Annotated in this window: 23 protein-coding genes and 1 pseudogene; 11 read left to right on the top strand and 13 right to left on the bottom strand. The window is 69.8% G+C overall.

Translation table 11 applies throughout. The features are described from left to right. Positions 1–29 precede the first annotated feature (29 nt). The 4 genes and pseudogenes from ACFYMC_RS14585 to ACFYMC_RS14600 all read left to right on the top strand — a co-directional run bounded on the left by ACFYMC_RS14585 (position 30) and on the right by ACFYMC_RS14600 (position 4,013). Positions 30–518, top strand: a complete 489-nt coding sequence (locus ACFYMC_RS14585) for a YajQ family cyclic di-GMP-binding protein (RefSeq protein WP_019888686.1) — start codon at positions 30–32, stop codon at positions 516–518. A gap of 118 nt (positions 519–636) precedes the next feature. Then, complete coding sequence (locus ACFYMC_RS14590; RefSeq protein ID WP_388523962.1) at positions 637–864, top strand: hypothetical protein; 228 nt, start codon at positions 637–639, stop codon at positions 862–864. Positions 865–1,258: 394 nt separating this feature from the next. Continuing rightward, a pseudogene (locus ACFYMC_RS14595) lies at positions 1,259–2,730 on the top strand (SulP family inorganic anion transporter). An 8-nt stretch (positions 2,731–2,738) separates the two neighbouring features. Further along, entirely contained in the window at positions 2,739–4,013 is a 1,275-nt protein-coding gene (locus tag ACFYMC_RS14600) for an APC family permease (protein WP_388524122.1), read from the top strand. 113 nt (positions 4,014–4,126) lie between these two features. Here ACFYMC_RS14600 and ACFYMC_RS14605 read toward each other — a convergent pair whose 3' ends face one another. The 12 genes from ACFYMC_RS14605 to ACFYMC_RS14660 all read right to left on the bottom strand — a co-directional run bounded on the left by ACFYMC_RS14605 (position 4,127) and on the right by ACFYMC_RS14660 (position 15,323). Continuing rightward, on the bottom strand, positions 4,127–4,519 hold the full coding sequence (locus ACFYMC_RS14605; protein WP_388523965.1) for a YccF domain-containing protein: 393 nt from the start codon (positions 4,517–4,519) through the stop codon (positions 4,127–4,129). After that, positions 4,516–5,379, bottom strand: a complete 864-nt coding sequence (gene htpX / locus ACFYMC_RS14610; RefSeq protein ID WP_388523968.1) for a zinc metalloprotease HtpX — start codon at positions 5,377–5,379, stop codon at positions 4,516–4,518. The genes ACFYMC_RS14605 and htpX overlap by 4 nt, the downstream gene beginning before the upstream one ends. 160 nt (positions 5,380–5,539) lie before the next feature. Then, positions 5,540–7,096 (bottom strand): NADH-quinone oxidoreductase subunit N, encoded by a 1,557-nt coding sequence (locus tag ACFYMC_RS14615; RefSeq protein WP_388523971.1) that lies wholly within the window; start codon positions 7,094–7,096, stop codon positions 5,540–5,542. Next, the gene (locus tag ACFYMC_RS14620) at positions 7,093–8,682 is read right to left on the bottom strand and encodes a NuoM family protein (RefSeq protein WP_388524125.1); all 1,590 of its coding nucleotides are present in this window, start codon (positions 8,680–8,682) and stop codon (positions 7,093–7,095) included. The genes ACFYMC_RS14615 and ACFYMC_RS14620 overlap by 4 nt, the downstream gene beginning before the upstream one ends. A gap of 27 nt (positions 8,683–8,709) precedes the next feature. Further along, positions 8,710–10,611, bottom strand: coding sequence for an NADH-quinone oxidoreductase subunit L (locus ACFYMC_RS14625; protein WP_388523974.1), 1,902 nt, complete (start codon positions 10,609–10,611; stop codon positions 8,710–8,712). Continuing rightward, positions 10,608–10,973: an NADH-quinone oxidoreductase subunit NuoK gene (gene nuoK, locus ACFYMC_RS14630; RefSeq protein WP_388523977.1), complete on the bottom strand. Its 366-nt coding sequence runs from the start codon at positions 10,971–10,973 to the stop codon at positions 10,608–10,610. Before nuoK ends, ACFYMC_RS14625 begins: the two co-directional genes overlap by 4 nt. Next, positions 10,973–11,578: an NADH-quinone oxidoreductase subunit J gene (locus ACFYMC_RS14635; RefSeq protein WP_388523981.1), complete on the bottom strand. Its 606-nt coding sequence runs from the start codon at positions 11,576–11,578 to the stop codon at positions 10,973–10,975. The genes nuoK and ACFYMC_RS14635 overlap by 1 nt, the downstream gene beginning before the upstream one ends. Further along, on the bottom strand, positions 11,575–12,180 hold the full coding sequence (locus ACFYMC_RS14640) for a NuoI/complex I 23 kDa subunit family protein (protein WP_388523983.1): 606 nt from the start codon (positions 12,178–12,180) through the stop codon (positions 11,575–11,577). Before ACFYMC_RS14640 ends, ACFYMC_RS14635 begins: the two co-directional genes overlap by 4 nt. After that, entirely contained in the window at positions 12,180–13,148 is a 969-nt protein-coding gene (locus ACFYMC_RS14645) for an NADH-quinone oxidoreductase subunit H (protein ID WP_388523986.1), read from the bottom strand. Before ACFYMC_RS14645 ends, ACFYMC_RS14640 begins: the two co-directional genes overlap by 1 nt. Then, positions 13,145–14,251 carry an NADH-quinone oxidoreductase subunit C gene (locus ACFYMC_RS14650; protein WP_388523989.1) on the bottom strand — a complete coding sequence of 369 codons (1,107 nt, stop codon included), beginning with the start codon at positions 14,249–14,251 and terminating at the stop codon, positions 13,145–13,147. The genes ACFYMC_RS14645 and ACFYMC_RS14650 overlap by 4 nt, the downstream gene beginning before the upstream one ends. Then, on the bottom strand, positions 14,248–14,916 hold the full coding sequence (locus ACFYMC_RS14655) for an NADH-quinone oxidoreductase subunit B (RefSeq protein ID WP_388523992.1): 669 nt from the start codon (positions 14,914–14,916) through the stop codon (positions 14,248–14,250). Before ACFYMC_RS14655 ends, ACFYMC_RS14650 begins: the two co-directional genes overlap by 4 nt. Then, a complete protein-coding gene (locus ACFYMC_RS14660; RefSeq protein ID WP_388524127.1) occupies positions 14,907–15,323 on the bottom strand; it encodes an NADH-quinone oxidoreductase subunit A in 417 nt (138 codons plus the stop codon). The genes ACFYMC_RS14655 and ACFYMC_RS14660 overlap by 10 nt, the downstream gene beginning before the upstream one ends. 177 nt (positions 15,324–15,500) lie before the next feature. Between ACFYMC_RS14660 and ACFYMC_RS14665 the strand changes: the two genes are divergently transcribed. From ACFYMC_RS14665 to ACFYMC_RS14685, 5 genes are all read left to right on the top strand, one after another. Further along, positions 15,501–16,700, top strand: a complete 1,200-nt coding sequence (locus ACFYMC_RS14665) for a sensor histidine kinase (RefSeq protein WP_388523995.1) — start codon at positions 15,501–15,503, stop codon at positions 16,698–16,700. A gap of 173 nt (positions 16,701–16,873) precedes the next feature. After that, the gene (locus ACFYMC_RS14670; protein WP_388524130.1) at positions 16,874–18,202 is read left to right on the top strand and encodes a sensor histidine kinase; all 1,329 of its coding nucleotides are present in this window, start codon (positions 16,874–16,876) and stop codon (positions 18,200–18,202) included. A 145-nt stretch (positions 18,203–18,347) separates the two neighbouring features. Then, positions 18,348–19,019, top strand: a complete 672-nt coding sequence (locus ACFYMC_RS14675; protein ID WP_388523998.1) for a response regulator — start codon at positions 18,348–18,350, stop codon at positions 19,017–19,019. 211 nt (positions 19,020–19,230) lie between these two features. Further along, positions 19,231–21,216: a 2-oxoacid:acceptor oxidoreductase subunit alpha gene (locus tag ACFYMC_RS14680; RefSeq protein WP_388524001.1), complete on the top strand. Its 1,986-nt coding sequence runs from the start codon at positions 19,231–19,233 to the stop codon at positions 21,214–21,216. After that, on the top strand, positions 21,213–22,286 hold the full coding sequence (locus tag ACFYMC_RS14685; RefSeq protein ID WP_388524004.1) for a 2-oxoacid:ferredoxin oxidoreductase subunit beta: 1,074 nt from the start codon (positions 21,213–21,215) through the stop codon (positions 22,284–22,286). Before ACFYMC_RS14680 ends, ACFYMC_RS14685 begins: the two co-directional genes overlap by 4 nt. Before the next feature lie 33 nt (positions 22,287–22,319). Here ACFYMC_RS14685 and ACFYMC_RS14690 read toward each other — a convergent pair whose 3' ends face one another. Beyond that, positions 22,320–22,715 (bottom strand): winged helix-turn-helix transcriptional regulator, encoded by a 396-nt coding sequence (locus ACFYMC_RS14690; RefSeq protein WP_388524007.1) that lies wholly within the window; start codon positions 22,713–22,715, stop codon positions 22,320–22,322. A gap of 109 nt (positions 22,716–22,824) precedes the next feature. Between ACFYMC_RS14690 and ACFYMC_RS14695 the strand changes: the two genes are divergently transcribed. Further along, entirely contained in the window at positions 22,825–23,685 is an 861-nt protein-coding gene (locus ACFYMC_RS14695) for an NAD(P)H-binding protein (RefSeq protein ID WP_388524010.1), read from the top strand. A 142-nt stretch (positions 23,686–23,827) separates the two neighbouring features. After that, positions 23,828–24,811 (top strand): EamA family transporter RarD, encoded by a 984-nt coding sequence (gene rarD, locus ACFYMC_RS14700; RefSeq protein ID WP_388524013.1) that lies wholly within the window; start codon positions 23,828–23,830, stop codon positions 24,809–24,811. Positions 24,812–24,926: the final 115 nt, after the last annotated feature.

The raw sequence follows: 24,926 nt of genomic DNA on the forward strand, positions 1-24,926 counted from the left end.
TCACATCCGACTTCAAGGAGCCACAGGACATGGCCGACTCCAGTTTCGACATCGTCTCGAAGGTCGAGCGGCAGGAGGTCGACAACGCCCTCAACCAGGCGGCGAAGGAGATCTCGCAGCGCTACGACTTCAAGAACGTCGGGGCTTCGATCTCCTGGTCCGGCGAGAAGATCCTCATGGAGGCGAACTCGGAGGAGCGGGTCAAGGCCATCCTCGACGTCTTCGAGACCAAGCTGGTCAAGCGGGGCATCTCGCTGAAGGCACTGGATGCCGGCGAGCCGCAGCTCTCCGGCAAGGAGTACAAGATCTTCGCCACGATCGAGGAAGGCATCTCCCAGGAGAACGCCAAGAAGGTGGCGAAGATCATTCGCGATGAGGGCCCGAAGGGCGTCAAGGCACAGGTGCAGGGCGACGAGCTACGGGTCAGCTCGAAGAGCCGCGACGACCTCCAAGCCGTGCAACAGCTCCTCAAGGGCAAGGACCTGGACTTCGCGATCCAGTTCGTGAACTACCGCTGACGATCTCCTTTGACCTGCACCAACGCGGTCAGGCTGAGCGAGCAGGGCACAACGGGGGCACATCACCGAGTACGGACTCGGCTGCCGCCCTCGTTGTGTCCTGCTCGTCCGGCCACAGATGCGGGTAGGCCAGCCCGGTACCCATAACGATCCCCTCAACCGAGCCGCGTTCAACCTCGGCACCCTGTGCGGTGCGGGCCGACTGGACCGCGCCCAGGTCGCCGCCGTCCTCGCCGAGACCGCCCGGCACGCGGGTCTGTCCGAGCGCGAGGCAGAGGCCGCGATCCGCTTGGGAATGGCTGCGGGCGAGCGGCACCCGCGTGCGCTCAGCGGGGTTGCCGCGTGACTCAAGCTTCGGGATTCGACCCGACCACCGCCGCACTTCTTCAAGATCGCCTCTGCCGCCGCTTCGACGCGTCGAAGCGTGCCGCTTCGGCCGGGCTCCCTGCGTACCTCCACGATGGTGTGACCGTGAGGTAGAACTGGTCCGTCGGCGTGGCTCGACCGCCGCCACGGCCCCCGCTCGTTCCCGGGACGCTCTCACGGGGGTAGGCCACCGGGAACTCCTCGGCCGGTCTGCACCGTTTCGCGCTCCCGGGCACGCTCCGGGGCGTGCTGTGACCACGATCCGCGCATGTGCGGCGTGCGCTTCGGCGCGACCCCTGTGGGGCCTGTGGGGGAAGAGGCCCCACAGGCCAGGCTCCTGAAGGCCGTCAACCTCGTGGACAGGGAGCCTTCATATGCCTGGGGCCAGCACTTTACGGGCCGACTTCGGAGCATCGGTGGTCGTCGCGCTCGTCGCACTGCCCCTCTGTGTGGGGGTGGCCGTCGCTTCCGGGGTGCCTGCCGAACTGGGGCTGATCACCGGTGTCGTCGGAGGTCTGGTGACGGGCTGGTTTCGCGGGAGTGCCCTTCAGGTGAGCGGACCCGCCGCAGGGCTCACGGTGCTCGTGTACGAGGCCGTACACACCCATGGGCTGCGTGCGCTGGGGATGCTGGTACTGGCCGCCGGAGTGGTTCAGGTGGTGATGGGCGCGTTGCGGCTGGGGCGCTGGTTCAGGGCGATCTCGGTGGCGGTGGTCCAGGGAATGCTGGCGGGCATCGGGTTGGTGTTGATCGCCGGACAGCTCTACGCGCTCGGGGATGTCCGGGCGCCGGGTCGGACTCTGGACAAACTCGGGGGCTTCCTCACACTGGGCGCCGAAGTGGAGTGGAGCTCCGTCGGGTTGGGAGCCGGCACGATCGCTCTCATGGTGGTGTGGCGACGCTTCCCCACGCTCGCCCGGATGGCTCCGGGGGCGCTGGTCGGGGTGGTCGCGGCGACTGCGGCAGCCGCGCTACTGCGACTGCCGGTGGCGAAGGTGGAGGTGACCGGGGTCCTCTCGGCCGTGGCGCCACCGACCGTGGAGGACCTGGGGGCCCTGTGGTCGGTGAGTGCGCTCGGCACCGTACTGGCGCTGGCGCTGATCGCCTCGGCGGAGACCTTGTTCAGCGCTGCCGCTGTGGACCGGATGCACGAGGGGCCGCGGACGCACTACGACCGCGAGTTGGTGGCGCAGGGCGTAGGAAACACCGTGTGCGGGCTGCTGGGTGCACTACCCATGACCGCGGTGATCGTGCGGAGCGCGGCCAACGTGGAGGCCGGGGCCCGCACCCGGGCCTCTCGGGTGTTGCACGGGGGCTGGCTGTTGTTGTTCGCCGTCTTGCTGCCCACGGCGCTGGGGGCGATCCCGCTGGCCGCCCTCGCAGGCGTGCTGCTGCACGCGGGGTGGAAACTGCTACCGGTGCGGACGGTGCGCGCCCTGTGGGCTCACACCCGGGGGAAGCGGTGGTGCTGGTGGTGACGGCCGGCGCGATCGTGGCCACGAACCTCTTCGAAGGGGTGTTGCTCGGACTGGCCCTGGCTGTCGCCAAATCGGCCTGGGAGACCTCCCACGTGCACATCGAGACGGTGCTTGAGGCGGACGGGTCGGCCTTGCGGGTGGACGTGCTGGGGAACGCGACCTTCTTGCGCTTGCCCAAGTTGTTGGACGCCCTGGACCGGCTGCCCACGGACCGCCCCGTGCGGCTGGAGCTGAGCGGCCTGCGCCACCTGGACCACGCCTGCCTGACCGCCCTGGAGGGGTGGGAACGGCAGCGGAGCCGTTGGGCGGAGCAACGGGAAGGTGAGGACCTGCTGGCCGATGGCGGTGGGACTTCGGCCACGGGCTAGCCTGCCTGATCGTGACGGAGTTGCGGCGAAGCCTGGGTGTAAGTGATGCGGTGCTGGTCGGGCTGGGCGCCATGGTGGGAGCCGGCATCTTCGCCGCGCTCGGGCCCGCGGCGCGGGCCGCCGGCACTGCTCCCGGGCTGCTTGCGGCACTGTTGGCGGCCGGCGCGGTGGCCTACTTCAATGCGATGGCCTCGGCCCGACTGGCCGTGCGCTATCCGGCTTCCGGCGGTACGTACGTGTACGGACGGGAGCGACTCGGACCGTTCTGGGGCTACCTGGCGGGTTGGGGGTTCGTGGTCGGGAAGACCGCGTCCTGCGCGGCGATGGCACTGACCGTGGGTGCCTACGCCTGGCCGCGGCAGGCACATGCGGTGGCGGTGGCCTCGGTGGTGGCTCTTACGGCGGTGAACTACGGGGGCGTACAGAAGTCGGCCCGGGTGACCCGTGCCATCGTGGCGGCGGTACTGGCAGTGCTGGCGGCGGTGGTGACGGTATGTCTGACCTCGTCGGCCGCCGACGCGGGAAACCTGGCCGCCGGCCCCGAGGCGGGGGTCGCGGTGGGCTCGGGCGGATTCCTGCAAGCTGCGGCGCTACTGTTCTTCGCCTTCGCCGGGTATGCGCGGATCGCGACGCTGGGCGAGGAGGTGCGCGACCCGGCGCGCACGATTCCGCGGGCGGTGCCGCTGGCGCTGGGCATCGCGCTGGTGGTGTACGGGGCGGTCGCCGTCGCCGTGCTCTGCGTACTCGGGGCGGGGGCCCTCGCCGGGGCGCCAGCGCCGCTGGTCGACGCCGTGCGGGCCGCGGGGTCACCCGGCTGGGTACCGGTGGTCCGGGTGGGTGCGGCCGTGGCCGCGCTGGGGTCCCTGCTCGCTCTGGTCCTCGGCGTGTCCAGGACGGTTCTGGCGTTGGCCCGTGACGGCCACCTGCCGCGGGGCCTGGCGGCGGTCCACCCCCGCTTCGAAGTTCCGCACCATGCCGAGCTCGCCGTGGGTGCCGTCGTCGCACTGCTGGCCGCCACTGTGGACCTGCGCGGCGCGATCGGGTTCTCCTCCTTCGCCGTGTTGGTCTACTACGCGGTCGCGAACGCATCTGCGTGGACGCTCGACTCAGGTGTCAGGGGCCGGGCCATGGCGGCTCTGGGGTTGTCCGGCTGCCTGGTGCTGGCTTTCGCGCTGCCGCTGTCCTCGGTGGTGGCGGGAACTGCGGTGCTGTCGGTGGGCGTAGCCGTCTACGGGGCGCGGCGGCTGCGCGAGGCCTCGGTCGGAGACCGCCACGGGGGGTGAGGCGCGATCGCCTGTCGGCCCGCTCGGACTCCGGCGGGCGTCCGTCGCCACCGACCCCGCTGACGGGGGCGCTGGGCTCGGAGGTCGACAGCCGGCGGAGTCTGAGCGGGCGGTCAGCGGGTCGCGAAGGGGGCGTCGGTGGGGACGATTTCGCGGCCCAGCGGGAACAGCGAGATCGGGATCATCTTGAAGTTGGCGATGCCGAACGGGATCCCGATGATGGTGATGCACAGGGCGATGCCGGTGGCGATGTGCCCCAGCGCCAGCCACCATCCGGCCAGCAACAGCCAAAGGACGTTGCCCACGCAGGAGGGAGCGCCCGCGTCGTGGCGCTCGACCGTGGTGTAGCCGAAGGGCCAGAGGGCGTAGAGGGCGATGCGGAACGCGGCTATGCCGAACGGGATTCCGATGATGGTGATGCACAGGACCAGGCCCGCCAGGCAGTAGCCCAGGAAGAGCCAGAACCCGCTGAGGACCAGCCAGATGATGTTGAGGATCGTCTTCACGGTCGGTGGCCTGCCATCTGTTCGAGCCGGGCGATCCGCTCGGCCATGGGTGGATGGGTGGAGAACATCTTCGAAAGGCCCTCGCCCGGGCGGAAGGGGTTAGCGATCATCATGTGACTGGCGGTCTCGATGCGTGGCTCCGGCGGCAGTGGAAGCTGCTTGGTGCCAGCTTCGAGCTTGCGCAGTGCGCTCGCCAGAGCGAGCGGGTCGCCCGTCAGCTGGGCCCCGGAGGCGTCGGCCTCGTACTCGCGCGAGCGGCTGATCGCCAGCTGGATGACGGACGCGGCCAGCGGCCCGAGGATCAGGATCAACAGCATGCCCAGGAGCCCGGGCCCCTCGTCGTCGCTGGAGCGACCGATCGGGATCAACCAGGCGAAGTTGACCAGGAACATGATCACGGAGGCCAGCGCTCCGGCCACCGATGAGATCAGGATGTCACGGTTGTAGACGTGGCTCAGCTCGTGGCCGATGACGCCTCGCAGCTCGCGTTCGTCGAGTATCCGCAAGATCCCCTCCGTGCAGCAGACCGCCGCGTTGCGCGGATTGCGGCCGGTGGCGAACGCGTTGGGCGCGGCCGTGGGGGAGATGTACAACCGGGGCATGGGCTGACGGGCGGACGTGGACAGCTCACGCACCATCCGGTAGAGCGCGGGCGCCTCGAACTCGCTGACCGGGCGGGCGCGCATCGCGCGTAGAGCCAGTTTGTCGCTGTTCCAGTACGCGTACGCGTTGGTGCCCAGGGCCACGAGGACGGCGACGATCAGGCCGGTACGCCCGAAGAAGCTGCCTATGACGATGATCAATGCGGACAGACCACCGAGGAGTACGGCGGTCTTGAGCCCGTTGTGCCGGCGGTGCACGGTACGCCCTCCAAATGGTGCAGCAGGGGAACCCTTGGCGAGGGTCTTCCTCGCTCCAGTGGACCCTCCCTACCTGGTCAACGCCAGGCGGGAGGTCCTGGTTCCCGGCTGCGGCCCCGCCCCCGAAGGGCCGGGCGCTGCTCCGTTCGGGGGATCTCGACTACTGGAAGAGGCTGCCGCTCGCGAAGCGCAGCACGATCTGCGGGGCGCCGGAGAGGACCACCGCGGCGCACGCCGCGAGAGCCAGCGCAGCCGTGACCGGGCCGGGGCGGCGGATCGGCGCCATGGCTTCCGCCGCGTCCACTGGTACCCCGTCCGTCGTGTCCGTCGGGACTTTGAAGAGCAGCGCCGTCCAGCGGAGGTAGTAGAAGAGGGCGATCACGACGTTCACGGCCATCAGGACGGCAAGCCAGGCCAAGCCCGCCTCCACGGCCGAACGGAACACCACGACCTTCGCGAACAGGCCGATGATGCCCGGCGGCAGGCCGGCCAGGCAGAGCAGGAAGAAGGCCATCGACAGGGCGGCGAAGGGGTGCTCCCGGTACAGACCGCGGTAGTCCTCGATGCGGTTGGACGGTCGGCTCCGCGCCACCAGGGCGACCACCGCGAAGGCTCCGAGGTTCACCACCGCGTACATCAGGGCGTAGGAGATCGTGGCCCCGATCTGGTCCCGGTCGGAGTACGCGGCGGCGGCGATCGGGACCAGCAGGTAACCGGCCTGGCCCACAGAGGACCAGGCGAGCAGGCGTACGGCGCTGTGCGGGCGCTCGGGTGACTGGCGCAGGGCGGCGGCGTTGCCGATGGTCATGGTCAGGGCGGCGAGCACCGCCAGGGCCGCTCCCCACACCTCGAAGTAGTTGGGGAAGGCGAGCACGGTGACCAGGATCAGTCCCGTGAAACCGACCGCCTTCCCGATCACCGAGAGGTACCCGGCGATGGGCAGCGGCGCCCCGACATAGGTGTCGGGCACCCAGAAGTGGAAGGGAACGGCCGCGGTCTTGAAGGCGAAGCCGACCAAGGTGAGCGCGACGCCCACGACGGCCAGGGTGTCCAACTGCCCTGGCACCTCCTCCAGTCCCTCCGCGATCCGCACGAAGTGGAGGCTGCCGGTCGTGGCGTAGACGAAGCTGACGCCAAGCAGTGAAACGGCGGTGGCGGTGACCGAGGAGAGGAAGAACTTCAGTGCCGCTTCCGAAGAGCGCCGGTCGCCCCTGCGGATGCCGACGAGCGCGAAGGCCGGCAGGGAGGCGACCTCCAGGGCGACGACGAGGGTCGCCAGGTCGCGGGCGGCGGGAAGCAGGGCCGCACCGGCCGCTGAGGACAGCAGCAAGAACCAGTACTCCCCCGCCGGAAGGCCCGCCTCCTTGACCCCCGTGATGGACATCAGGGCGGTCAACAGGGCTCCGCCCAGGACCAGGAACTGCACCGTGAGCGCGAAGTGGTCGGCGGTGTAACTGCACTCCGGGGCGCCGACCACACAGAAGGTGGTGCGGTCACCGGCCCGCAGGGGCAGCAGGGCGAGCGTCGCCGCGGCCAGGCCGGCCACGGAGATCCACCCGAGGAGCGGCTTGTTGCGCTCCTTGGTGAAGAGGTCCGCGACGAGGACCACGAGGGCGACCACCGCCACGATGACCGGTGGGGCGATCGCGAGCCAGTCGACGTTCTGGACCAGGCTGGTCACGGTCGACGAAACGGGGGCGGCCGGCGAAGCCGTCATGAGTTGCCTCCTGCGAGGAGCTTCTGGACGGCCGGGTCGGTCAGGCCGAGGAGGACCGCGGGCCACAAGCCGGCGAGGAGGGTGAGGCCGACCAGGGGCGTCCAGGCCGCGAACTCGTACGGTGCGAGGTCGGCGAGCGGCGCCGGTACCTCGTCGGGGGTGGCCGAAGGTTCGGCCTCCGGGTCCGCTGCGAGGTGCTCACCCATGCACACCCTCCGGACGACGATCAGCAGGTAGGCGGCGGTGAGGAGAGTGCCGAAGCCCCCGATCACCATGAAGGTCAAGAACGCCGGTCGGCTGAGCCCCGCGGCCGGGTCGAAGGCGGCGAACAGGGCGAGCATCTCTCCCCAGAACCCGGCGAGTCCCGGCAACCCCAGCGAGGCGACCGCGGCGAAGGCCAGCAGTGCTCCCAGGCGCGGGGCCCGACCGTAGAGCGCCGCGCCCGTGGCGCCTGCCAGGGTGTCGAGGTCGCTGGTTCCGTAGCGGTCCTTGAGCGCGCCGACGAGGAAGAACAACAGGCCGGTGATCAGGCCGTGCGCGATGTTGGCGAAGAGCGCGCCGTTGACGCCGGTGGGCGTCATCGTGGCGATGCCCAGCAGCACGAAGCCCATGTGGCCGACGGAGGAGTAGGCGATGAGTCTCTTGAGGTCGCCCCTGGCACCCTTCCTGGCGAGGGCGAGACAGGCGAGCGAACCGTAGAGGATGCCGATGACGGCGAACGCCGCGAGGTAGGGCGCGAAGGTCTGCATTCCGCCGGGTGCCACCGGAAGCAGGATGCGGACGAACCCGTAGGTGCCCATCTTCAGCAGGACGCCGGCCAGCAGCACCGAACCGACGGTCGGGGCCGCGGTGTGCGCGTCCGGGAGCCAGCTGTGCAGCGGCCACATCGGGGTCTTCACCGCCAGGCCGATGCCGATGGCGAGAACGGCCAGGAGCTGGGTGGTGTGGGACAGTCCACGGCCGTTGTCAGTGGCCAGTGCCACCATGTCGAATGTGCCTGCGCTGAGCCCGATGAGGAGCAGGCCCAGCAGCATGACCACGGATCCGAGCAGCGTGTAGAGGATGAACTTCCAGGCGGCGTTCTGCCGCTGACCACCGCCCCAGCGGGCGATCAGGAAGTACATGGGGATGAGCACCATCTCGAAGGCCAGGAAGAACAGCAGCAGGTCGAGGACGGCGAAGGTCGCGAGGGTGCCGGATTCCAGGACGAGCAGCAGGGCGACGAAGGCCTTCGCGGAGGGGCCCGCGGGGGGCTTGAAGTACGAGTAGAGCGCGCACAGGAAGAACAGCAGCGCGGTCATCACGAGGAGGGGGAGCGAGATGCCGTCGACACCGAGATGGATGCGCACGCCGAGCGAGCGGATCCAGGAGATGTCCGTCGTCGCCTGGAAGGTCGAGGGCGCCTCGTGGTCGAAACCCAGGGCGAGGGCGAGGGCGGCGGCCAGCACCGCGCCAGTGACGACGACGGCGTGGCGGAGGACCGCTTGCTCGGGGCTGCGGCCCCTGAGCCCCGGCGGGGCCGGGAGCAGGGCTGCGACGGCTCCGAGGAGCGGGATCGCGACGGTGAACGCCAGAAGGAACTGCATCACGGATGCGCTGATATCAATCACGGCTCACGATCCGGCGTTGACGTTGGCAAGGACGGCGACGGCGACAGCCAGGACCACGGATCCTGCGAGCAGGGCGCCCAGGTAGCTCTGCACGTTGCCGGTCTGGGCCCGGCGGGCCAGCGCGCCGAGCAGGCGGGGGGCGGCGGCGGCACCGCGCACGTAGGTGTCGACGACTTCGCGGTCCAGGAAGCGGACCAGCGTGGCCGCGCCGCGGACGGGGCGTACGAAGAGGCAGTCATAGACCGCGTCGAGGTGGAAGGCGTCCGCGGCATGTGGGTACAGCGGGCCGAGGAGGGCCCTACTCGGGTCGGCGCCAGCTCCCGGCTCTTCGATGCCGGTGGTTCGGGCCCGCTGCCACAGGCCGTAGGTGAGCAGGGCGCCGATGACGGCGGCGCCGGTGCCCAACAGCGAGGTGGCCGGGGTCGGGGTCAACTGGTGGCCGTCGAACCAGTCGGCGATCGGGACGGCGACCAGACCGAGCCCGAGCGTCGGGAGGGCGAGCAGCCACAGCACTCCGGTCATGGCCAGCGGTTGCCTGGCGTGCTCGGGCGCCGGCTCGCCGCGCCCCCGGAAGGTCAGCAGCCACAGTCGGGTCGCATAGGCGGCCGTGAGCAGCGCGGTGAGCACCCCGGCGACCAACACGGTCCAGCCGGCGGCCTGCGGCGCGAAGGCGGAGTGGCCTTCGGCGGTCTGCTCCGCGGCGACAAGGACGGACTCCTTGGAGAAGAAGCCGGCGAACGGAGGGATCGCGACGAGCGCGAGGAGCGCGATCGTCATCGTCCAGAAGGCGTCGGGGATGCGCCGGGCCAGGCCGCTCATCCCGGACATGGCGGCGAGGGAGTTCGTTCCCGCGGCATGGATGATCACGCCGGCTCCCAGGAAGAGCAGGGCCTTGAAGGCACCGTGGGAGATGAGGTGGAAGACCGCGGCGCCCCGGTCCCCGACGGCCAGGGCTCCGGTCATGTAGCCGAGCTGACCGATCGTCGAATAGGCCAGCACCCGCTTGATGTCGTCCTGGGCCAGGGCGGCGAGGGCGGATCCGATCATCGTCACGGCCGCCATCACGGCCATCACGACCAGTGCGGCTGCTGAGGCGGCGAAGACCGGCAGGAGTCGGGCCACGAAGTAGACGCCGGCCGCGACCATCGTCGCGGCGTGGATCAGGGCGGAGACCGGTGTGGGGCCGGCCATGGCATCGGGGAGCCAGGTGTGCAGGGGGAACTGGGCCGACTTGCCCGCGACTCCGGCGAGGAGCAGTAGTGCGATCAGCGTCGGGTGGTCGAGCCCGCCGGTGGCCACGGCTCCGAGGATCTTGGTGATCCGGAACGAACCCGCGTCGACGGCCAGCGCGAACAGACCGAAGAGGAAGGGGACGTCGCCCAACTTGGTGACCAGGAAGGCCTTGAGGGAGGCGGCGCGGGCGGCCTCGGTCTCCCAGTAGTGGCCGACCAGGAAGTAGGAACAGATGCCCATGACCTCCCAGCCGACCAGCAGCACCATGAGGTCGCCGGAGTACACGACGAGCAGCATGGCGGAGGTGAACAGTGAGACCAGCGCGGCGTAGGAGGGGTAGCGGGAGTCTTCGCACAGGTAAGCCGTGGAGTAGACCTGCACGCAGGTGGCGACCACTGCGACCAGGACCGCCACCAGGACGGCGAAGCCGTCCAGGTAGAGCGCCAGGTCGATCGGCACGGATCCGGTCGGTGTCAGTTCGGTCGCGGCGACGATGGGTTTGCCGCCCCCCTGGCGTACGGCGACCAGGACGGTCAGGCCGGCCGCGGCCAGGGTGGGCAGGACCGCCAGCGGCCGGACGAATCCGGGGGCCGTGCGGCCGAGGAGGAGCCCCGCGACCGCGCCGAGGAAGGGCAGCAGCGGAACGAGGGCGGCGAGGGTCGTGGTGGTCACGCGGCGACCTCGGTCTCGGCGGTGGCATCGGGCTGATCGCGCTGGGCGGAGCGGGCGCTTTCGGCGTTGTCCCGCAGTTTGTCGATGTCGGCGGTGCCCCGGTTGCGGTAGACCATCAGCACGATGGCCAGGCCGATGCCGATCTCGGCGGCGGCGATGGCGATGGTGAAGAGGGTCAGCGCCTGACCGGCGTGCAGGGTGTCGCGCAACCAGACGTCGAAGGCGACGAGGTTCAAGTTGACCGCGTTGAGCATCAGTTCCACGGACATCAACACCAAGATGGCGTTGCGCCGGGCGAGGACGCCGTACAGACCCGTGGCGAAGAGGAGGGCCGCGAGCACGGCGGGATAGGCGAGGTGCATCAGCTCTGCTCCTTGGTGCTCGACCGGCGGGCGGCCCCTTCGGCATCGGCGACCTTGTCCTTGCGGGAGATCACGATGGCGCCGACCAGCGCGGCCAACAGCAGGACGGAGAGCGCCTCGAAGGGCAGCACCCAGTACTGGAAGAGCATCTCCCCGGTCACTCTGGTCGAGCCCTGGGCGGCGCCTTTCAGGTCGATCCAGGTGGTGCGGAAGGCGTCGACGACCACCCAGAGCAGAGCCCCGGCTGCGGTGACTGCCACGGCGAGGGCGACCCACCGGTTGCCGGAGTCGGCGTCCGGTGAACGGCCGATGGGCGCCCGGGTGAGCATCAGCCCGAAGAGGAGGAGGACCACCACGGAACCGACGTAGATCAGCACCTGCACCCAGGCGATGAACTCCGCGGTCAGGAGCAGGTACTCGACGGCGAGCCCGCCGAGGGCGACCACCAGCCACAGCGCGGCGTGCACCAGCTGCTTGGTGGTCACGGTGATGAGGGCCGCACCGAGGGTGGTGAGCCCGACGAGGAGGAAGGCGATCTCGACGCCGGTCGGGGAAAGGAATCCGGGATGACCCGCTGCGGCGGCCAGGTGTGTCGCGGCGCTCACGCGTCTCCCTCGGTCTGCGTGGTGTCGGTCGCTTCCGAAGCGGCGTCGGCTGCGGCCCGGGGGGCGGCTTCCGCAGCCCGCCGTTCCGCTTCCACCTTGTCGGCTGCTTTGCGGGCTGCCGCGATCTCCTTCGGCTCCTCGGCGTTGGGGTCGAGGGCGGGCGGGGCCGGCACGGTCCACATCCATTCGCGGAGCTTGTCGCGCTCGTGGGTGAGCTCGTGGATGTCCGTCTCCGCGTACTCGAACTCCGGTGACCAGAAGAGGGCGTCGAAGGGGCAGACCTCGATACAGATGCCGCAGTACATGCACAGGGAGAAGTCGATGGCGAAACGATCGAGGACGTTTCGGCTCCGCTCGCGACCGCCGGGCGTCGATGCGGGCACCGTCTCCTTGTGCGAGTCGATGTAGATGCACCAGTCCGGGCACTCGCGCGCACAGAGCATGCAGACGGTGCAGTTCTCCTCGAACAGGCCGATCACCCCGCGGCTGCGGGGTGGTAGTTCGGGCTGGACATCGGGGTACTGGGCGGTGTGGGAGCGTTTCGTCATCGTGCGCAGCGTGACGGCGAGGCCCTTGGCGAGGCCGGATCCGGGCATGGGCATTACTGGATCGCCACCTTCACGATGCCGGTGAGCGCGATCTGCGCGAGTGCGAGCGGGATGAGCACGGTCCAGGCGAGCTCTTGGAGCTGGTCCTCGCGCAGCCGGGGATAGCTGACCCGTAGCCAGATGACCCCGAAGGCGAGGAAGGCCGTCTTGAGCAGCGTCCAGACCCAGCCGAAGCCGTCGGCCCCGAACGGCCCGTGCCAGCCCCCCAGGAACAGCACCGTGGTCAGCCCGCACAACACGACGATGCCGGCGTACTCGGCGAGCAGGAACAACGCGAAGCGCAGGCCGGTGTACTCGGTGTACGCGCCGAAGATGATCTCCGAGTCGGCGACGGGCATGTCGAAGGGGGGGCGCTGGAGTTCGGCGAGGCCGGCGGTGAAGAAGACGAGCCCGCCGATGATCTGCCACGGCAACCACCACCACTCGAAGGCCGAGACGATGCCGGGCAGGGACAAGGTCCCCGCGGCCATCGCGACGGAGGCGGCGGCGAGCAACATCGGCAGCTCGTAGGCGAGGAGCTGCGCCGCCGTGCGCAGGCCGCCGAGGAGCGAGAACTTGTTCGCGGAAGCCCAGCCGGCCATCAGGCTGCCGAGCACCCCCACGCCCATGACGGCCAGGGCGAAGAAGATGCCGGCGTCGATGACCTGGCCCACCGCGCCGTCGCCGGGGCCGACCGGGATGACGAGGAGCACCAGCAGGTACGGGAGCAAGGCGACGGCGGGGGCGAGTTGGAAGACACGGCGGTCGGCGTCGGCCGGAACCACGTCTTCCTTCTGGACGAACTTGACACCGTCCGCGACGAGCTGGGCCCACCCGTGGAAGCCACCCGCGTACATGGGGCCGAGCCGACCCTGCATATGCGCCATGACCTTGTGCTCGGTCTGACCGACGAGCAGGGGCAGGACGAGGAAGAGGGCGAAGACGACGAGCAGTCTCAGCGTGACGTCGAGGACGTCGTTCACCGGTCGCCTCCGTGGTCGGGATCGGGTTCGGGCTCAGGGCCTTCTTCGGGCTGGTGGTCGGCCTCGGGGCGGGGGGCCACGGCCGGTTCTTCAGCGGGCGCGCTGGGCGCGCCCGGGGTGGCCTCGGCGGCCGACTCGGGTGCGGCGGCGGAGTCCGGGTCTTCGCCGGTGAAGGCCGGGCGCGGGTTGTGCCAGGGCGCGTCGGGCTTGCGGGGCTGCGGGCCCCGGCCCGCTTCCGGCTTCGCGCCGGACCCTGCCCCCGCTTCCGGCTTCGCCTCGCCGCCCGACTCGACCGGAGAACCACCCGCCTGTGAGGCCGAACCCTGCGCCGCGCTACGCGAACGCCGCACCGGTCGGATGCCGGAGGAGGCTTCCCCGGTGCCCGGGGAAGCTCCCTCTGCCTGTGAGGCCGAACCCTGTGACACCGAGCGGCTGCGCCGGGCCGGGGCTCCCTCCCCCGCCGCGCGGGCCGGGCGGGCGGCCCGGGCCGGGCGGGCGGGGGCGGGCGGCAGCTGCCCCTTGAGCGGCCCCCACTCGTTGGGGTCGGGAACTCCCGGCGGCAGCATCTGGCGACGTTTCGGGCCGCCGTGGTCCGCGGACTCGCCCGGCTCCTTCGCACCGGGCCAGGCCTTGGCGACGCGGGCCGCGAGGACGAAGTCCTTGCGCAACGGATGGCCCTCGAAGTTCTCCGGGAGCAGCAAGTGTGCAAGGTGCGGGTGCTCGGTGAACGTGACGCCGAACATCTCGTGGGTCTCCCGCTCGTGCCAGGCGGCACCCGCGTACACGTCCACGGCCGAAGCCAGGACGGGAGAAGTGTGCGGGACCGTGGTGCGCAGCATCAGCCGCCGCACCCGGTGTCCTTCCAACGCGACGACATGGGCGCACACCTGGAAGCCGGTTCCGGGTTCGTCCACGGCGCTGAGCCAGTCGAAGTAGGTGCAGCCGAGTTTGTCGCGGGCGATCTCCAGGGCCGAAATCCACGAGCCGGCCGGGACGTCGACCGTCAGCAGGTCGTAGGCCGATTCCGCGGTGGCTTCCGCACCGAAGATCTCGGTGACCGCGTCCGGGAGCCGGTCGTAGGGGTGGGTGGCGGAAAGGCTCATGAGGACGTGCCTCCCTCGGACGCCCCGCCCTGCCCGGTGGTCGGCTCGGAGCCCGGGGCCGCGGCGGCGGGCACGGGCGGCGCGGCGACGAGCGGACTGGTCAGGGCCGCTACGGACGGCTGCGCGGCGTAGCGCTCGCCGAGCGACTCGCGGGCGATCTTCTCCTGCAGCTTGATGATGCCCTGGAGCAGGGCCTCGGGTCGCGGCGGGCAGCCGGGGACGTAGACGTCCACCGGAATGATCTGGTCGACGCCCTTGGTCACCGAGTACGAGTCCCAGTACGGGCCGCCGCAGTTGGAGCAGGCACCGAAGGAGATGACGTACTTGGGCTCCGGCATCTGTTCGTACAGCCGCTTCACGGCGGGGGCCATCTTGTCCGTCACCGTGCCCGAGACGATCATGAGGTCGGCCTGCCGGGGGCCGGGTGCGAAGGGAATCACACCGAGCCGGATGAAATCGTGTCGCGCCATGGACGCGGCGATGAACTCGATGGCGCAGCAGGCGAGTCCGAAGTTGAAGACCCAGAGGCTGTAGCGGCGCCCCCAGTTGAGGACGACCTTCATCGGTTCGGGGGCCAGACGTGCGAGCGCCCCCAGCCGCTTCGGCTCGGGGAGCAGCTCGGGGGTGGTGGCCGCGGCCGGATCAGGTGTCGGTGTCACGTCCATTGGAGGACGCCCTTCTTGTATGCGTAGAGCAGTCCCACAGCGAGGAAGCCCAGGAAGATGAACATCTCGACGAGGGTGACGGCCCCGTAGCCGGTCGCGGCGAAGATGGTCGCCCACGGGAACAGGAAGATCGAGTCGACGGCGAAGATCACGTAGAGGAAGGCGTAGACGTAGTAGCGGACCTGGGTGTGCGCCCAGCCCTCGCCCACGGGGTCGACGCCGCATTCGTAGGTCAGGAGCTTCTCGGGGGTGGGCACCACGGGCCGCAGCAGCCGGCCCGCGCTGAAGGCCACAGCCACGAACAGGATTCCGACGACGGCGATCAGCCCGACGACGGAGTAGCCGGCGAAGTAGTCCTCGGGTCCTTGGCCCGCGCTGTCCGCGGCGGTGCCCGCGAGCACGGTCATGGCGGTTGCTTCGATCACGTCCGTCCCACGCTCCTTGGCCACTGTCGACGATGTGTTCCACGATCGGTTCCGGACGGGAGTCTAGGGCCTGGTGTACGGAGGGTGGGGTTATCCCCCGTTCACCGCATCCCGGCCACCCCATGGCGCCGGTGGAGGTAGCCGGGCAGGCTGAGCTCCATGACCGCGAGTACCCGTGCCAGCAGCGCACTCGATCAGGACGGGCCACCGCCCGTACGTCCGGCCTACGACGCCTACACCTGGCGCGAGATCCTGGCTCTCCTGGTGAACCTCCCGATGGCGGTCCTCGGGTTCGTTTACACGGTCGTGATGCTCGCCGTCTCCGGTGGGTTGTCCGTGACGGTCATCGGACTGCCCTTGTTGGCGGCCGGCTTGCTGGGTGCCCGCCAGTTCGCCCGGGTCGAGCGGTACCGTGCCCGCGTCCAGCTGGGGGTGACGGTCAGGGAACCGAGTCCGCTCCCGGTTCGCCGGGCGGGCGGGTTCTTCCCCTGGTTGTGGACGGCGCTACGGGACCCGGTGGCCTGGCGCGCGGTGCTGTTCGCGATGATCCGCCTGCCGTGGGGGATCCTGACCTTCACGGTAACTCTGGTCGGCCTGTTCGTGGCCGGGCCGTTCCTGCCCTACGTGGTGCGGGCGATGACCCAGGTGGACCGGGTGATGGTGCGATGGCTGCTGTCACCTTCGGACGCCTTGGAACGGCGGATCGCCGAGTTGGAGTCGGACCGGGGGGTGGTGGTGGACACCGCCGCCGCTGACCTGCGCCGCATCGAACGGGACCTGCACGACGGCGCCCAAGCCCGCCTCGTCGCCCTCGCCATGGGCCTCGGCCTGGCCAAAGAAAAACTCCTCGAAGACCCCGACACCGCAGCCGCCATGGTCGACGAAGCACACGGCGAAGTGAAACTCGCCCTCCAAGAACTACGCGACCTCGCACGCGGCATCCACCCCGCCGTCCTCACCGACCGCGGCCTGGACGCCGCCCTCTCCGCCGTCGCCACCCGATGCACCGTCCCCGTCCACATCAACGTCGACCTCACCACCCGCCCCGCACCCGCCATCGAAGGCATCGCCTACTACACCGTCAGCGAACTCCTCCAGAACATCAGCAAACACGCCCAAGCCCACACCGCCACCGTCGACATCTGGCGCACCCAAGAACGACTCCTCATCCAAGTCCGCGACGACGGCAAAGGCGGCGCCAACACCACAACCGGCACCGGACTCACCGGCCTCACCGAACGACTCGGCGCCGTCGACGGAGTGTTCGTGGTGGATTCCCCGCCGGCCGGCGGTACCGCGGTCACGGCGGAGTTGCCGTGGCGGGACCGGGTGCCCGAGCCGGGGCGCACCCGTCGGTAAAGGCCACCGGCCGCCGAGGTGGGGTTCTTGGGGTGGGGTTAGCCCCACCCGAGGAGACCGACCCGCCGGATGGTCGCGGGCTGCCCGAACGACGCATCTTGGTACGGGACAGCAGGTCACAGACGTTCTGGGTGGTTTGGACCACCCCGGCGGAGACGGAAACGGACGGATTCATGGGCATCGACCGGGCACACCCGACGCCGCGGAGCCGAGGCGGCTCGCGCCTGCTCCCGAAGGCACTGGGAGCGCCGTTCGCGCCGGCGACCTGGCGCGGGTTCGGCTATCTGCTGCTCGGCCTGCCGCTGAGCGCGGTCTTCTTCTCCTTGTCCCTTGCCTTCACGGCTCTCGGGGCCGGGCTGCTGGTGACGTTCCTGGGCGTACCGGTGCTCGCCGCGACCTTGGCCATGACCCGGGGCTTCGGCGTGTTGGAGCGGGCCCGGGCGCGCACCCTGCTGGGGGTGACGGTGGCGGAGCCGGAGCCGATACGGCCGACCAAAGCGGGGGCCCTCGGGTGGATGGGCGCGATGCTGAAGAGCGGAGTGGGGTGGCGGCACCTGCTCTTCTCGTTCCTGCACTTCCCGTGGGCGGTCTTCGCGTTCTGCGTCTCGCTGGTGCTCTGGGCGTACGGCTGGGCCATGCTGACGTACCCGCTGTGGCACTGGGTCTTCCCGACCTACGTGGGCGAGCCCGGGCTACAGCTGTACGGGGACGACACCCGCCGGATCTACCTCGATTCCGCGCTGGAGCTGACCGTGACCGCGGGGGCGGGGTTGGGGTTGACGCTTATCGCGCCCTGGGTCATCCGGGGACTGACCCAGGTGGACCGGGTGATGGTGACCGGGCTGCTGGGGCCCTCCCGGCTGGCCGTCCGGGTTTCCGAGTTGGAGTCGGACCGGGGGGTGGTGGTGGACACCGCCGCCGCTGACCTGCGCCGCATCGAACGGGACCTGCACGACGGCGCCCAAGCCCGCCTCGTCGCCCTCGCCATGGGCCTCGGCCTGGCCAAAGAAAAACTCCTCGAAGACCCCGACACCGCAGCCGCCATGGTCGACGAAGCACACGGCGAAGTGAAACTCGCCCTCCAAGAACTACGCGACCTCGCACGCGGCATCCACCCCGCCGTCCTCACCGACCGCGGCCTGGACGCCGCCCTCTCCGCCGTCGCCACCCGATGCACCGTCCCCGTCCACATCAACGTCGACCTCACCACCCGCCCCGCACCCGCCATCGAAGGCATCGCCTACTACACCGTCAGCGAACTCCTCCAGAACATCAGCAAACACGCCCAAGCCCACACCGCCACCGTCGACATCTGGCGCACCCAAGAACGACTCCTCATCCAAGTCCGCGACGACGGCAAAGGCGGCGCCAACACCACAACCGGCACCGGACTCACCGGCCTCACCGAACGACTCGGCGCCGTCGACGGAGTGATGGACCTCGACTCGCCGGTGGGCTTGGGGACCACGGTGACCGCCGAGCTGCCGTGGCGGGCCGCCTGAGCGACGCTGCGGCCCGGACACCCGCGTCCCGGCCGGGGCACGTCCATTCGGCGGTGCCCCGTGTGGGGAGCGGGAGCAACTGGGATGCTGGAGGTAGGACCGTGCCGGCGAGCGGCAGGGCCAGGGACGCGGGAGCTACGGGGTCGTGGACGACAAGGTTCGGGTGGTCATCGCCGAGGATTCAGTGCTGCTGCGGGAGGGCCTGACCCGGTTGCTGACCGACCGGGGGCACGAGGTCGTCGCCGGTGTCGGGGACGGCGAAGCCCTGCTGGAGACGGTCGGCGACTTCGCGGCGGAGGGGCAGCTGCCGGATGTGGTGGTGGCCGACGTCCGGATGCCGCCAACCCACACCGATGAGGGCGTGCGGGCCGCCGTGCAGCTCAGGAAGGCCCATCCGGGCATAGGCGTGCTCGTGTTGTCGCAGTACGTGGAGGAGCGCTACGCCACCGAACTGCTGGCCGGTTCGAGCACCGGCGTGGGGTACCTGCTCAAGGACCGGGTGGCAGAGGTGCGGGAGTTCGTGGACGCCGTGGTGCGGGTGGCGGGTGGCGGAACGGCTCTCGACCCGGAGGTGGTCGCCCAGCTCCTCGGCCGTAGCCGCAAGCAGGACGTGCTGGCCAGGCTCACCCCGCGTGAGCGTGAGGTACTGGGCCTGATGGCGGAAGGACGCACCAATTCCGCTATTGCCCGACAGCTGGTGGTCAGCGACGGCGCGGTCGAGAAGCACGTCAGCAGTATTTTCGTGAAGCTACAGCTGTCGCCGAGCGAGGGCGATCACCGTAGGGTGCTCGCCGTACTGACATACCTCAACTCATGAGAGTGGAGCGCCCGCAGGGGCGGATTCAAGTCAGGTGAAAGGCAGGAAGTAGCAACGTAGGTCAGAAAGCGGTCCAGAAATGTGAGCGACCCGAGGAAGGGCAACCTTACCGACGTAGGGTTGAAGGTGGGGCGCCGCGCATCCGGACCGTAACCGAGCGGTCCCCCGCCGACGGCGGGTAGGCCCCACGCCTCGAAGGAGGTCCAGTTCAGTGACCAGCCAGGTCAGTACCCCAGCCGAGCAGGCCGACGGGGCCGGGGAGGCAGACGCCGAGGACGCGGTCCTAGGGGAGCAACGTGCTCCCACGGACGGCGGCTCGCCCTTGGGCGCCGGCAAGGAAGTGCGACGTCTCGATCGGGTGATCATCCGCTTCGCGGGTGACTCGGGTGACGGCATGCAGCTGACGGGTGACCGCTTCACGTCGGAGACGGCGTCGTTCGGTAATGACCTGTCCACCCTGCCGAATTTCCCGGCCGAGATCCGAGCCCCCGCCGGAACCCTGCCGGGTGTCTCCTCGTTCCAGCTCCATTTCGCTGATCATGACATCCTCACCCCCGGTGATGCGCCCAACGTGCTGGTGGCGATGAACCCAGCGGCCCTGCGGGCGAATATCGCGGATGTTCCGCACGGCGCGGAGATCATCGTCAACACCGACGAGTTCACCAAACGGCCGATGCAGAAGGTCGGCTACGACACCTCCCCCCTGGAGGACGGGTCACTTTCGGCCTACCGGGTGCACCCGGTACCGCTGACCACGCTGACCGTCGAGGCACTCAAGGAGTACGGGCTCTCCCGCAAGGAGGCCGAGCGGTCCAAGAACATGTTCGCGTTGGGCCTGCTGTCGTGGATGTACCACCGGCCCACCGAAGCCACCGAAGCGTTCCTGCGGCACAAGTTCGCGAAGAAGCCTGATATCGCGGCGGCCAATGTGGCGGCTTTCAGAGCCGGCTGGAACTTCGGCGAGACCACCGAGGACTTCGCGGTCTCCTACGAGGTCGCCCCCGCCACCCGGGCCTTCCCACCTGGCACCTACCGCAACATCTCGGGGAACTTGGCCCTGTCCTACGGACTGATCGCCGCCGCCAGGCAAGCCGACCTTCCGCTCTTCCTCGGCTCCTACCCGATCACCCCGGCCTCCGACATCCTGCACGAACTCGCCAAGCACAAGAACTTCGGCGTGCGGACCTTCCAGGCCGAGGACGAGATCGCCGGGATCGGTGCGGCGCTGGGAGCCGCCTTCGGCGGAGCACTGGCCGTGACCACCACCTCCGGGCCGGGCGTGGCCCTGAAGTCCGAGACCATCGGCCTCGCGGTCTCCCTGGAGCTGCCGCTGCTGATCGTGGACATCCAGCGCGGCGGCCCCTCCACGGGCCTGCCGACCAAGACCGAGCAGGCCGATCTACTCCAGGCGATGTACGGGCGCAACGGTGAGGCCCCCGTCCCGGTGGTCGCGCCGCGTACCGCGGCGGACTGCTTCGACGCCGCGCTGGACGCCGCCCGTATCGCGCTGACCTACCGCACCCCGGTGTTCCTGCTCTCCGACGGCTATCTCGCCAACGGTTCGGAGCCGTGGCGGATCCCCGAGACGGACGAGCTGCCGGACCTGCGCACGCAGTTCGCGACCGGTCCCAACCACACCCTGGCCGACGGCACCGAGGTGTTCTGGCCCTACCTGCGGGACCCGCAGACCCTGGCCCGCCCCTGGGCGGTGCCCGGCACACCGGGCCTGGAGCACCGGATCGGCGGCATCGAGAAGCAGGACGGCAGCGGGAACATCTCCTACGATCCGTCCAACCACGATCTGATGGTCCGCACCCGCCAGGCCAAGGTCGACGGCGTCGAGGTCCCTGACCTCCAGGTGGACGACCCCGACGGCGCACGGACCCTGGTGATCGGCTGGGGCTCCACCTACGGCCCGATCACCGCCGCCGTGCGCCGACTGCGGCAGGCCGGCAGCCCCATCGCCCAGGCCCACCTGCGTCATCTGAACCCCTTCCCCCGCAACCTCGCCGAGGTCCTGGGCCGCTACGACACGGTGGTGGTCCCCGAAATGAACCTCGGGCAGCTCGCCACCCTCATCCGTGCCAGGTACCTCGTCGACGCACGCTCCTACAACCAGGTCAACGGCATGCCCTTCAAGGCCGAGCAACTCGCCGCGGTCCTCACCGAGGCCATCAGCGAAGGAGGCGTGCGATGACCACCCACATCGGCCCTAAGGCTCCGTCCCCGCTGTCGCTGGTGCCCAAGGCCGAGGCCAAGCAGTCGATGAAGGACTTCAAGTCCGACCAGGAGGTCCGATGGTGCCCGGGCTGCGGTGACTATGCGGTGCTCTCCGCCGTTCAGGGCTTCATGCCCGAGCTCGGCCTGGCCAAGGAGAACATCGTCTTCGTCTCCGGGATCGGCTGCTCCTCCCGGTTCCCGTACTACATGAACACCTACGGGATGCACTCCATCCACGGTCGCGCCCCGGCCATCGCCACCGGCCTGGCCGCTTCGCGCCGGGACCTGAGCGTGTGGGTGGTCACCGGCGACGGCGACGCCCTGTCGATCGGCGGCAACCACCTCATCCATGCGCTGCGGCGCAATGTGAACCTCAAGATCCTGCTGTTCAACAACCGGATCTACGGACTCACCAAGGGGCAGTACTCCCCGACCAGTGAGCTCGGCAAGGTCACCAAGTCCACGCCGATGGGCTCGCTCGACGCGCCCTTCAACCCGGTCTCCCTCGCGCTGGGCGCCGAGGCCTCCTTCGTCGCCCGTACCGTCGACTCCGACCGCAAGCACCTCACCGAGGTGCTTCGGCAGGCGGCCGACCATCCGGGGACGGCGCTGATCGAGATCTACCAGAACTGCAACATCTTCAACGACGGTGCTTTCGAGGCCCTGAAGGACAACGAGCGGGCGCAGGAGGCCGTCATCCGCCTCGAACACGGCCAGCCGATCCGCCTCGGCGTGGACGGCGGGCAAGGCGTCGTGCGGGATCCGGCGACCGGGGACCTGGAGGTCGTCACGGTCACCGCGCAGAACGAGTCGCGCGTTTTGGTCCACGACGCCCACAGCGCCTCCTCGACCACCGCTTTCGCGCTCTCCCGGCTCGCGGATCCCGACACCCTGCACCACACGCCCATCGGGGTGTTCCGCAGTGTTCGTCGGCCGGTCTACGACACGCTCATGGCCGAGCAGTTGGACACCGCCATCGAGCAACACGGCAAGGGCGACCTTTCGGCACTGCTCACCGGCAACGACACCTGGACCGTCGCCGGCTGATCCGGCTCGGCCCGGCAGCGGGTCGGGGTCCCGTCAGGACGGGACCCCGGCCCGCTCCTCGTCGTAGGTCACCCGGGCCCGCTGCACCTCAGGGGTGTGACGCTCGGTCCAGCGGGCAAGTGCCTGCACGTACTCGGCGGCTTCCAGCCCGAGGGGGGTCAGGGAGTAGTCCACCCGGGGCGGGATGACCGGTTTGGCGTCGCGGTCGACGAACCCGTCCCGCTCCAGCGTCTGAAGCGTCTGGGCCAGCATCTTCTCGCTCACCCCGCCCACCTCGCGGCGTAGTTCGCTGAAGCGGTAGGACCGCTCCCGCAGGGCGACCAGCACCAGCACCCCCCACCGGCTGGTGAGGTGTTCCAGCACTCCGCGCGAGGGGCACATGGGCTCCCGCACGTTGAACGGCCTCGGCGTATCTACACTTACCGACATAGCAGTACCTTACTTCAAAGTGGGTACTTACGAAAAGTAAGTAACGCTCCTAGCGTTGGTCTCGTTGCCGCGGGGACCGACTCCGCGCGCCGACCGAAGGAGCACCCCCATGTCCCGCACCGTCGTCACCGGAGCCACCGGAGCCCTGGGCCGCCTGGTCATCGAGGAACTCCTGCAGCGGGTGCCCGCCGAGCAGGTGTCCGCCGTCGCCCGCGACGCGTCCCGAGCCGCGGATCTCGCCGCCCGGGGGGTCGAGGTCCGCATCGCCGACTACGAGGACCCGACGAGCCTGTCGCGGGCCTTCCAGTCCGGCGATCGGGTCCTGCTGATCTCGGGCAACGAGGTCGGGCGACGAGCCGCGCAACACGCCGCGGTCATCGAGGCGGCCCGGGCCGCCGGCGTGGCCCAGCTGGCGTACACCTCCATCCTCGGGGGCCCGGAGGCCGATTTCGACCTCGCCGCCGAGCACAAGGTGACCGAACGGGCCATCCTCGACTCCGCTCTGCCCCACACCCTGCTGCGCAACGGCTGGTACCACGAGAACTACACCGCCCAGCTGGCCGGCGTGCTGGAGCACGGCGTCGTCACGGCGAGCGCCGGTACGGGCAGGGTGGCCTCGGCGGCCCGGGCCGACTACGCAACCGCAGCCGCCGCCGTACTGACCGAGGACGGGCACCTGGGGCGCTCCTACGAACTGAGCGGCGACCACGCCTGGAGCTTCGATGAGTACGCGGCCGTGGTGGCCGAAGCTGCCGGTCGACGGATCACCCACCGGACCGTGGACGCGGAGACCCACTTGCGGATCCTGACCGGCGCCGGCGTCCCGGAGGGCTTCGCGGCGCTGCTGGTGGACGTGGATGCGGCGATCGCCCGCGGTGCGCTGGCCGGCACGAGCGGGGAGCTCTCGCAACTGATCGGTCGCCCGACCACCACGCTGGCCGAGGCCGTCAAGGGCGCCCTGTCCGAGTGAGCGCGAGAAGCGGGAGGGACAGTCGGTCGCACGCCGCACGCGCTACCCAGAGGTAATGACCATCTTGCAGTTACGGACATGACACCACCCCCTTCCCGGCGGTACCGTCGTCGAATCGACGTGAAGCAGGTCAGGAGGCTCGGTGAAGAGGCAGAGCGAACAGCGTGCAGGGTTCCTGTTCGGCATCGGCGCCTACGGCATGTGGGGGCTGGTGCCGTTGTTCTGGCCCCTCCTGAAGCCCTCGGGAGCGATCGAGATCCTGGCCCACCGGATGGCGTGGTCCCTGGTGGTGGTCGGGCTCGCCCTGCTGGTGCTGCGCCGCTGGAGCTGGGTCGCCGAGCTGGTCCGCGAACCCCGCAAGCTGGCCCTGATCTCGTTGGCGGCCACCGTGATCACGGTCAACTGGGGCCTTTACATCTGGGCCGTGAACGCCGGACAGGTCGTCGAGGCCTCCCTCGGCTACTTCATCAACCCCCTGGTGACCATAGCCATGGGGGTCCTCCTCCTGAAGGAGCGGCTGCGCCCCGCCCAGTGGGCGGCGGTCGGCATCGGGCTCGCAGCCGTGGTCGTCCTGACGATCGGGTACGGGCGCCCGCCGTGGATCTCCCTGGTGCTCGCGTTCTCCTTCGCCGTCTACGGCCTGATCAAGAAGAAGGTCAACATCGGCGGACTGGAGTCACTGGCCGCCGAAACCGCGGTGCAGTTCCTGCCCGCCCTGGCCTACCTGCTGTGGCTGGGCTCCTCCGGTGCGGCGACCTTCACCGCCGGCGGAGCCGGCCACGGGGCCCTGCTGGCGGCGACCGGCATCGTCACCGCGGCCCCGCTGGTCTGTTTCGGGGCGGCGGCGATCCGAGTCCCGCTGTCCACCCTGGGGCTGCTCCAGTACCTGGCGCCGGTCTTCCAGTTCCTGCTGGGCATCGTGTACTTCCACGAAGCGATGCCACCGGAGCGCTGGGCGGGCTTCTCCCTGGTGTGGGCAGCCCTGGCCGTCCTCACCTGGGACGCGCTGCGCACCTCCCGCCGGGCCCGGCTGGAACTCGCCGCTGCGACTGCCGCGGCGGTCGAACAGGCCGACCTCGCCCACCCGACCGCCAGGCCCAGCACGGTTCCCGGCTCGGCGAGTTGAACCGAACAGGCCCCGCGAAACCCCAGGTGAATCCGTACCATCCGACATCCGAACAGGCTCGTCCGATTTGCGCTCTTGACGCAGAGTCAGACTCTCGTTGACCATCAGGCTCGCA

The organism is Streptomyces sp. NPDC006879 (assembly GCF_042869595.1).
Taxonomy (GTDB): Bacteria; Actinomycetota; Actinomycetes; order Streptomycetales; family Streptomycetaceae; genus Streptomyces.

Coding starts and splice junctions, on each gene's coding strand:
- ACFYMC_RS14640 (WP_388523983.1), bottom strand. CDS start 12,180: ATGCCCATGCCCGGATCCGGCCTCGCCAAGGGCCTCGCCGTCACGCTG.
- ACFYMC_RS14685 (WP_388524004.1), top strand. CDS start 21,213: ATGACCACCCACATCGGCCCTAAGGCTCCGTCCCCGCTGTCGCTGGTG.
- ACFYMC_RS14660 (WP_388524127.1), bottom strand. CDS start 15,323: ATGACCGTGCTCGCGGGCACCGCCGCGGACAGCGCGGGCCAAGGACCC.
- ACFYMC_RS14655 (WP_388523992.1), bottom strand. CDS start 14,916: ATGGACGTGACACCGACACCTGATCCGGCCGCGGCCACCACCCCCGAG.
- ACFYMC_RS14620 (WP_388524125.1), bottom strand. CDS start 8,682: ATGCAGTTCCTTCTGGCGTTCACCGTCGCGATCCCGCTCCTCGGAGCC.
- ACFYMC_RS14585 (WP_019888686.1), top strand. CDS start 30: ATGGCCGACTCCAGTTTCGACATCGTCTCGAAGGTCGAGCGGCAGGAG.
- ACFYMC_RS14590 (WP_388523962.1), top strand. CDS start 637: ATGCGGGTAGGCCAGCCCGGTACCCATAACGATCCCCTCAACCGAGCC.
- ACFYMC_RS14665 (WP_388523995.1), top strand. CDS start 15,501: ATGACCGCGAGTACCCGTGCCAGCAGCGCACTCGATCAGGACGGGCCA.
- ACFYMC_RS14650 (WP_388523989.1), bottom strand. CDS start 14,251: ATGAGCCTTTCCGCCACCCACCCCTACGACCGGCTCCCGGACGCGGTC.
- nuoK (WP_388523977.1), bottom strand. CDS start 10,973: ATGCACCTCGCCTATCCCGCCGTGCTCGCGGCCCTCCTCTTCGCCACG.
- ACFYMC_RS14615 (WP_388523971.1), bottom strand. CDS start 7,096: ATGACGGCTTCGCCGGCCGCCCCCGTTTCGTCGACCGTGACCAGCCTG.
- ACFYMC_RS14670 (WP_388524130.1), top strand. CDS start 16,874: ATGGGCATCGACCGGGCACACCCGACGCCGCGGAGCCGAGGCGGCTCG.
- ACFYMC_RS14690 (WP_388524007.1), bottom strand. CDS start 22,715: ATGTCGGTAAGTGTAGATACGCCGAGGCCGTTCAACGTGCGGGAGCCC.
- ACFYMC_RS14695 (WP_388524010.1), top strand. CDS start 22,825: ATGTCCCGCACCGTCGTCACCGGAGCCACCGGAGCCCTGGGCCGCCTG.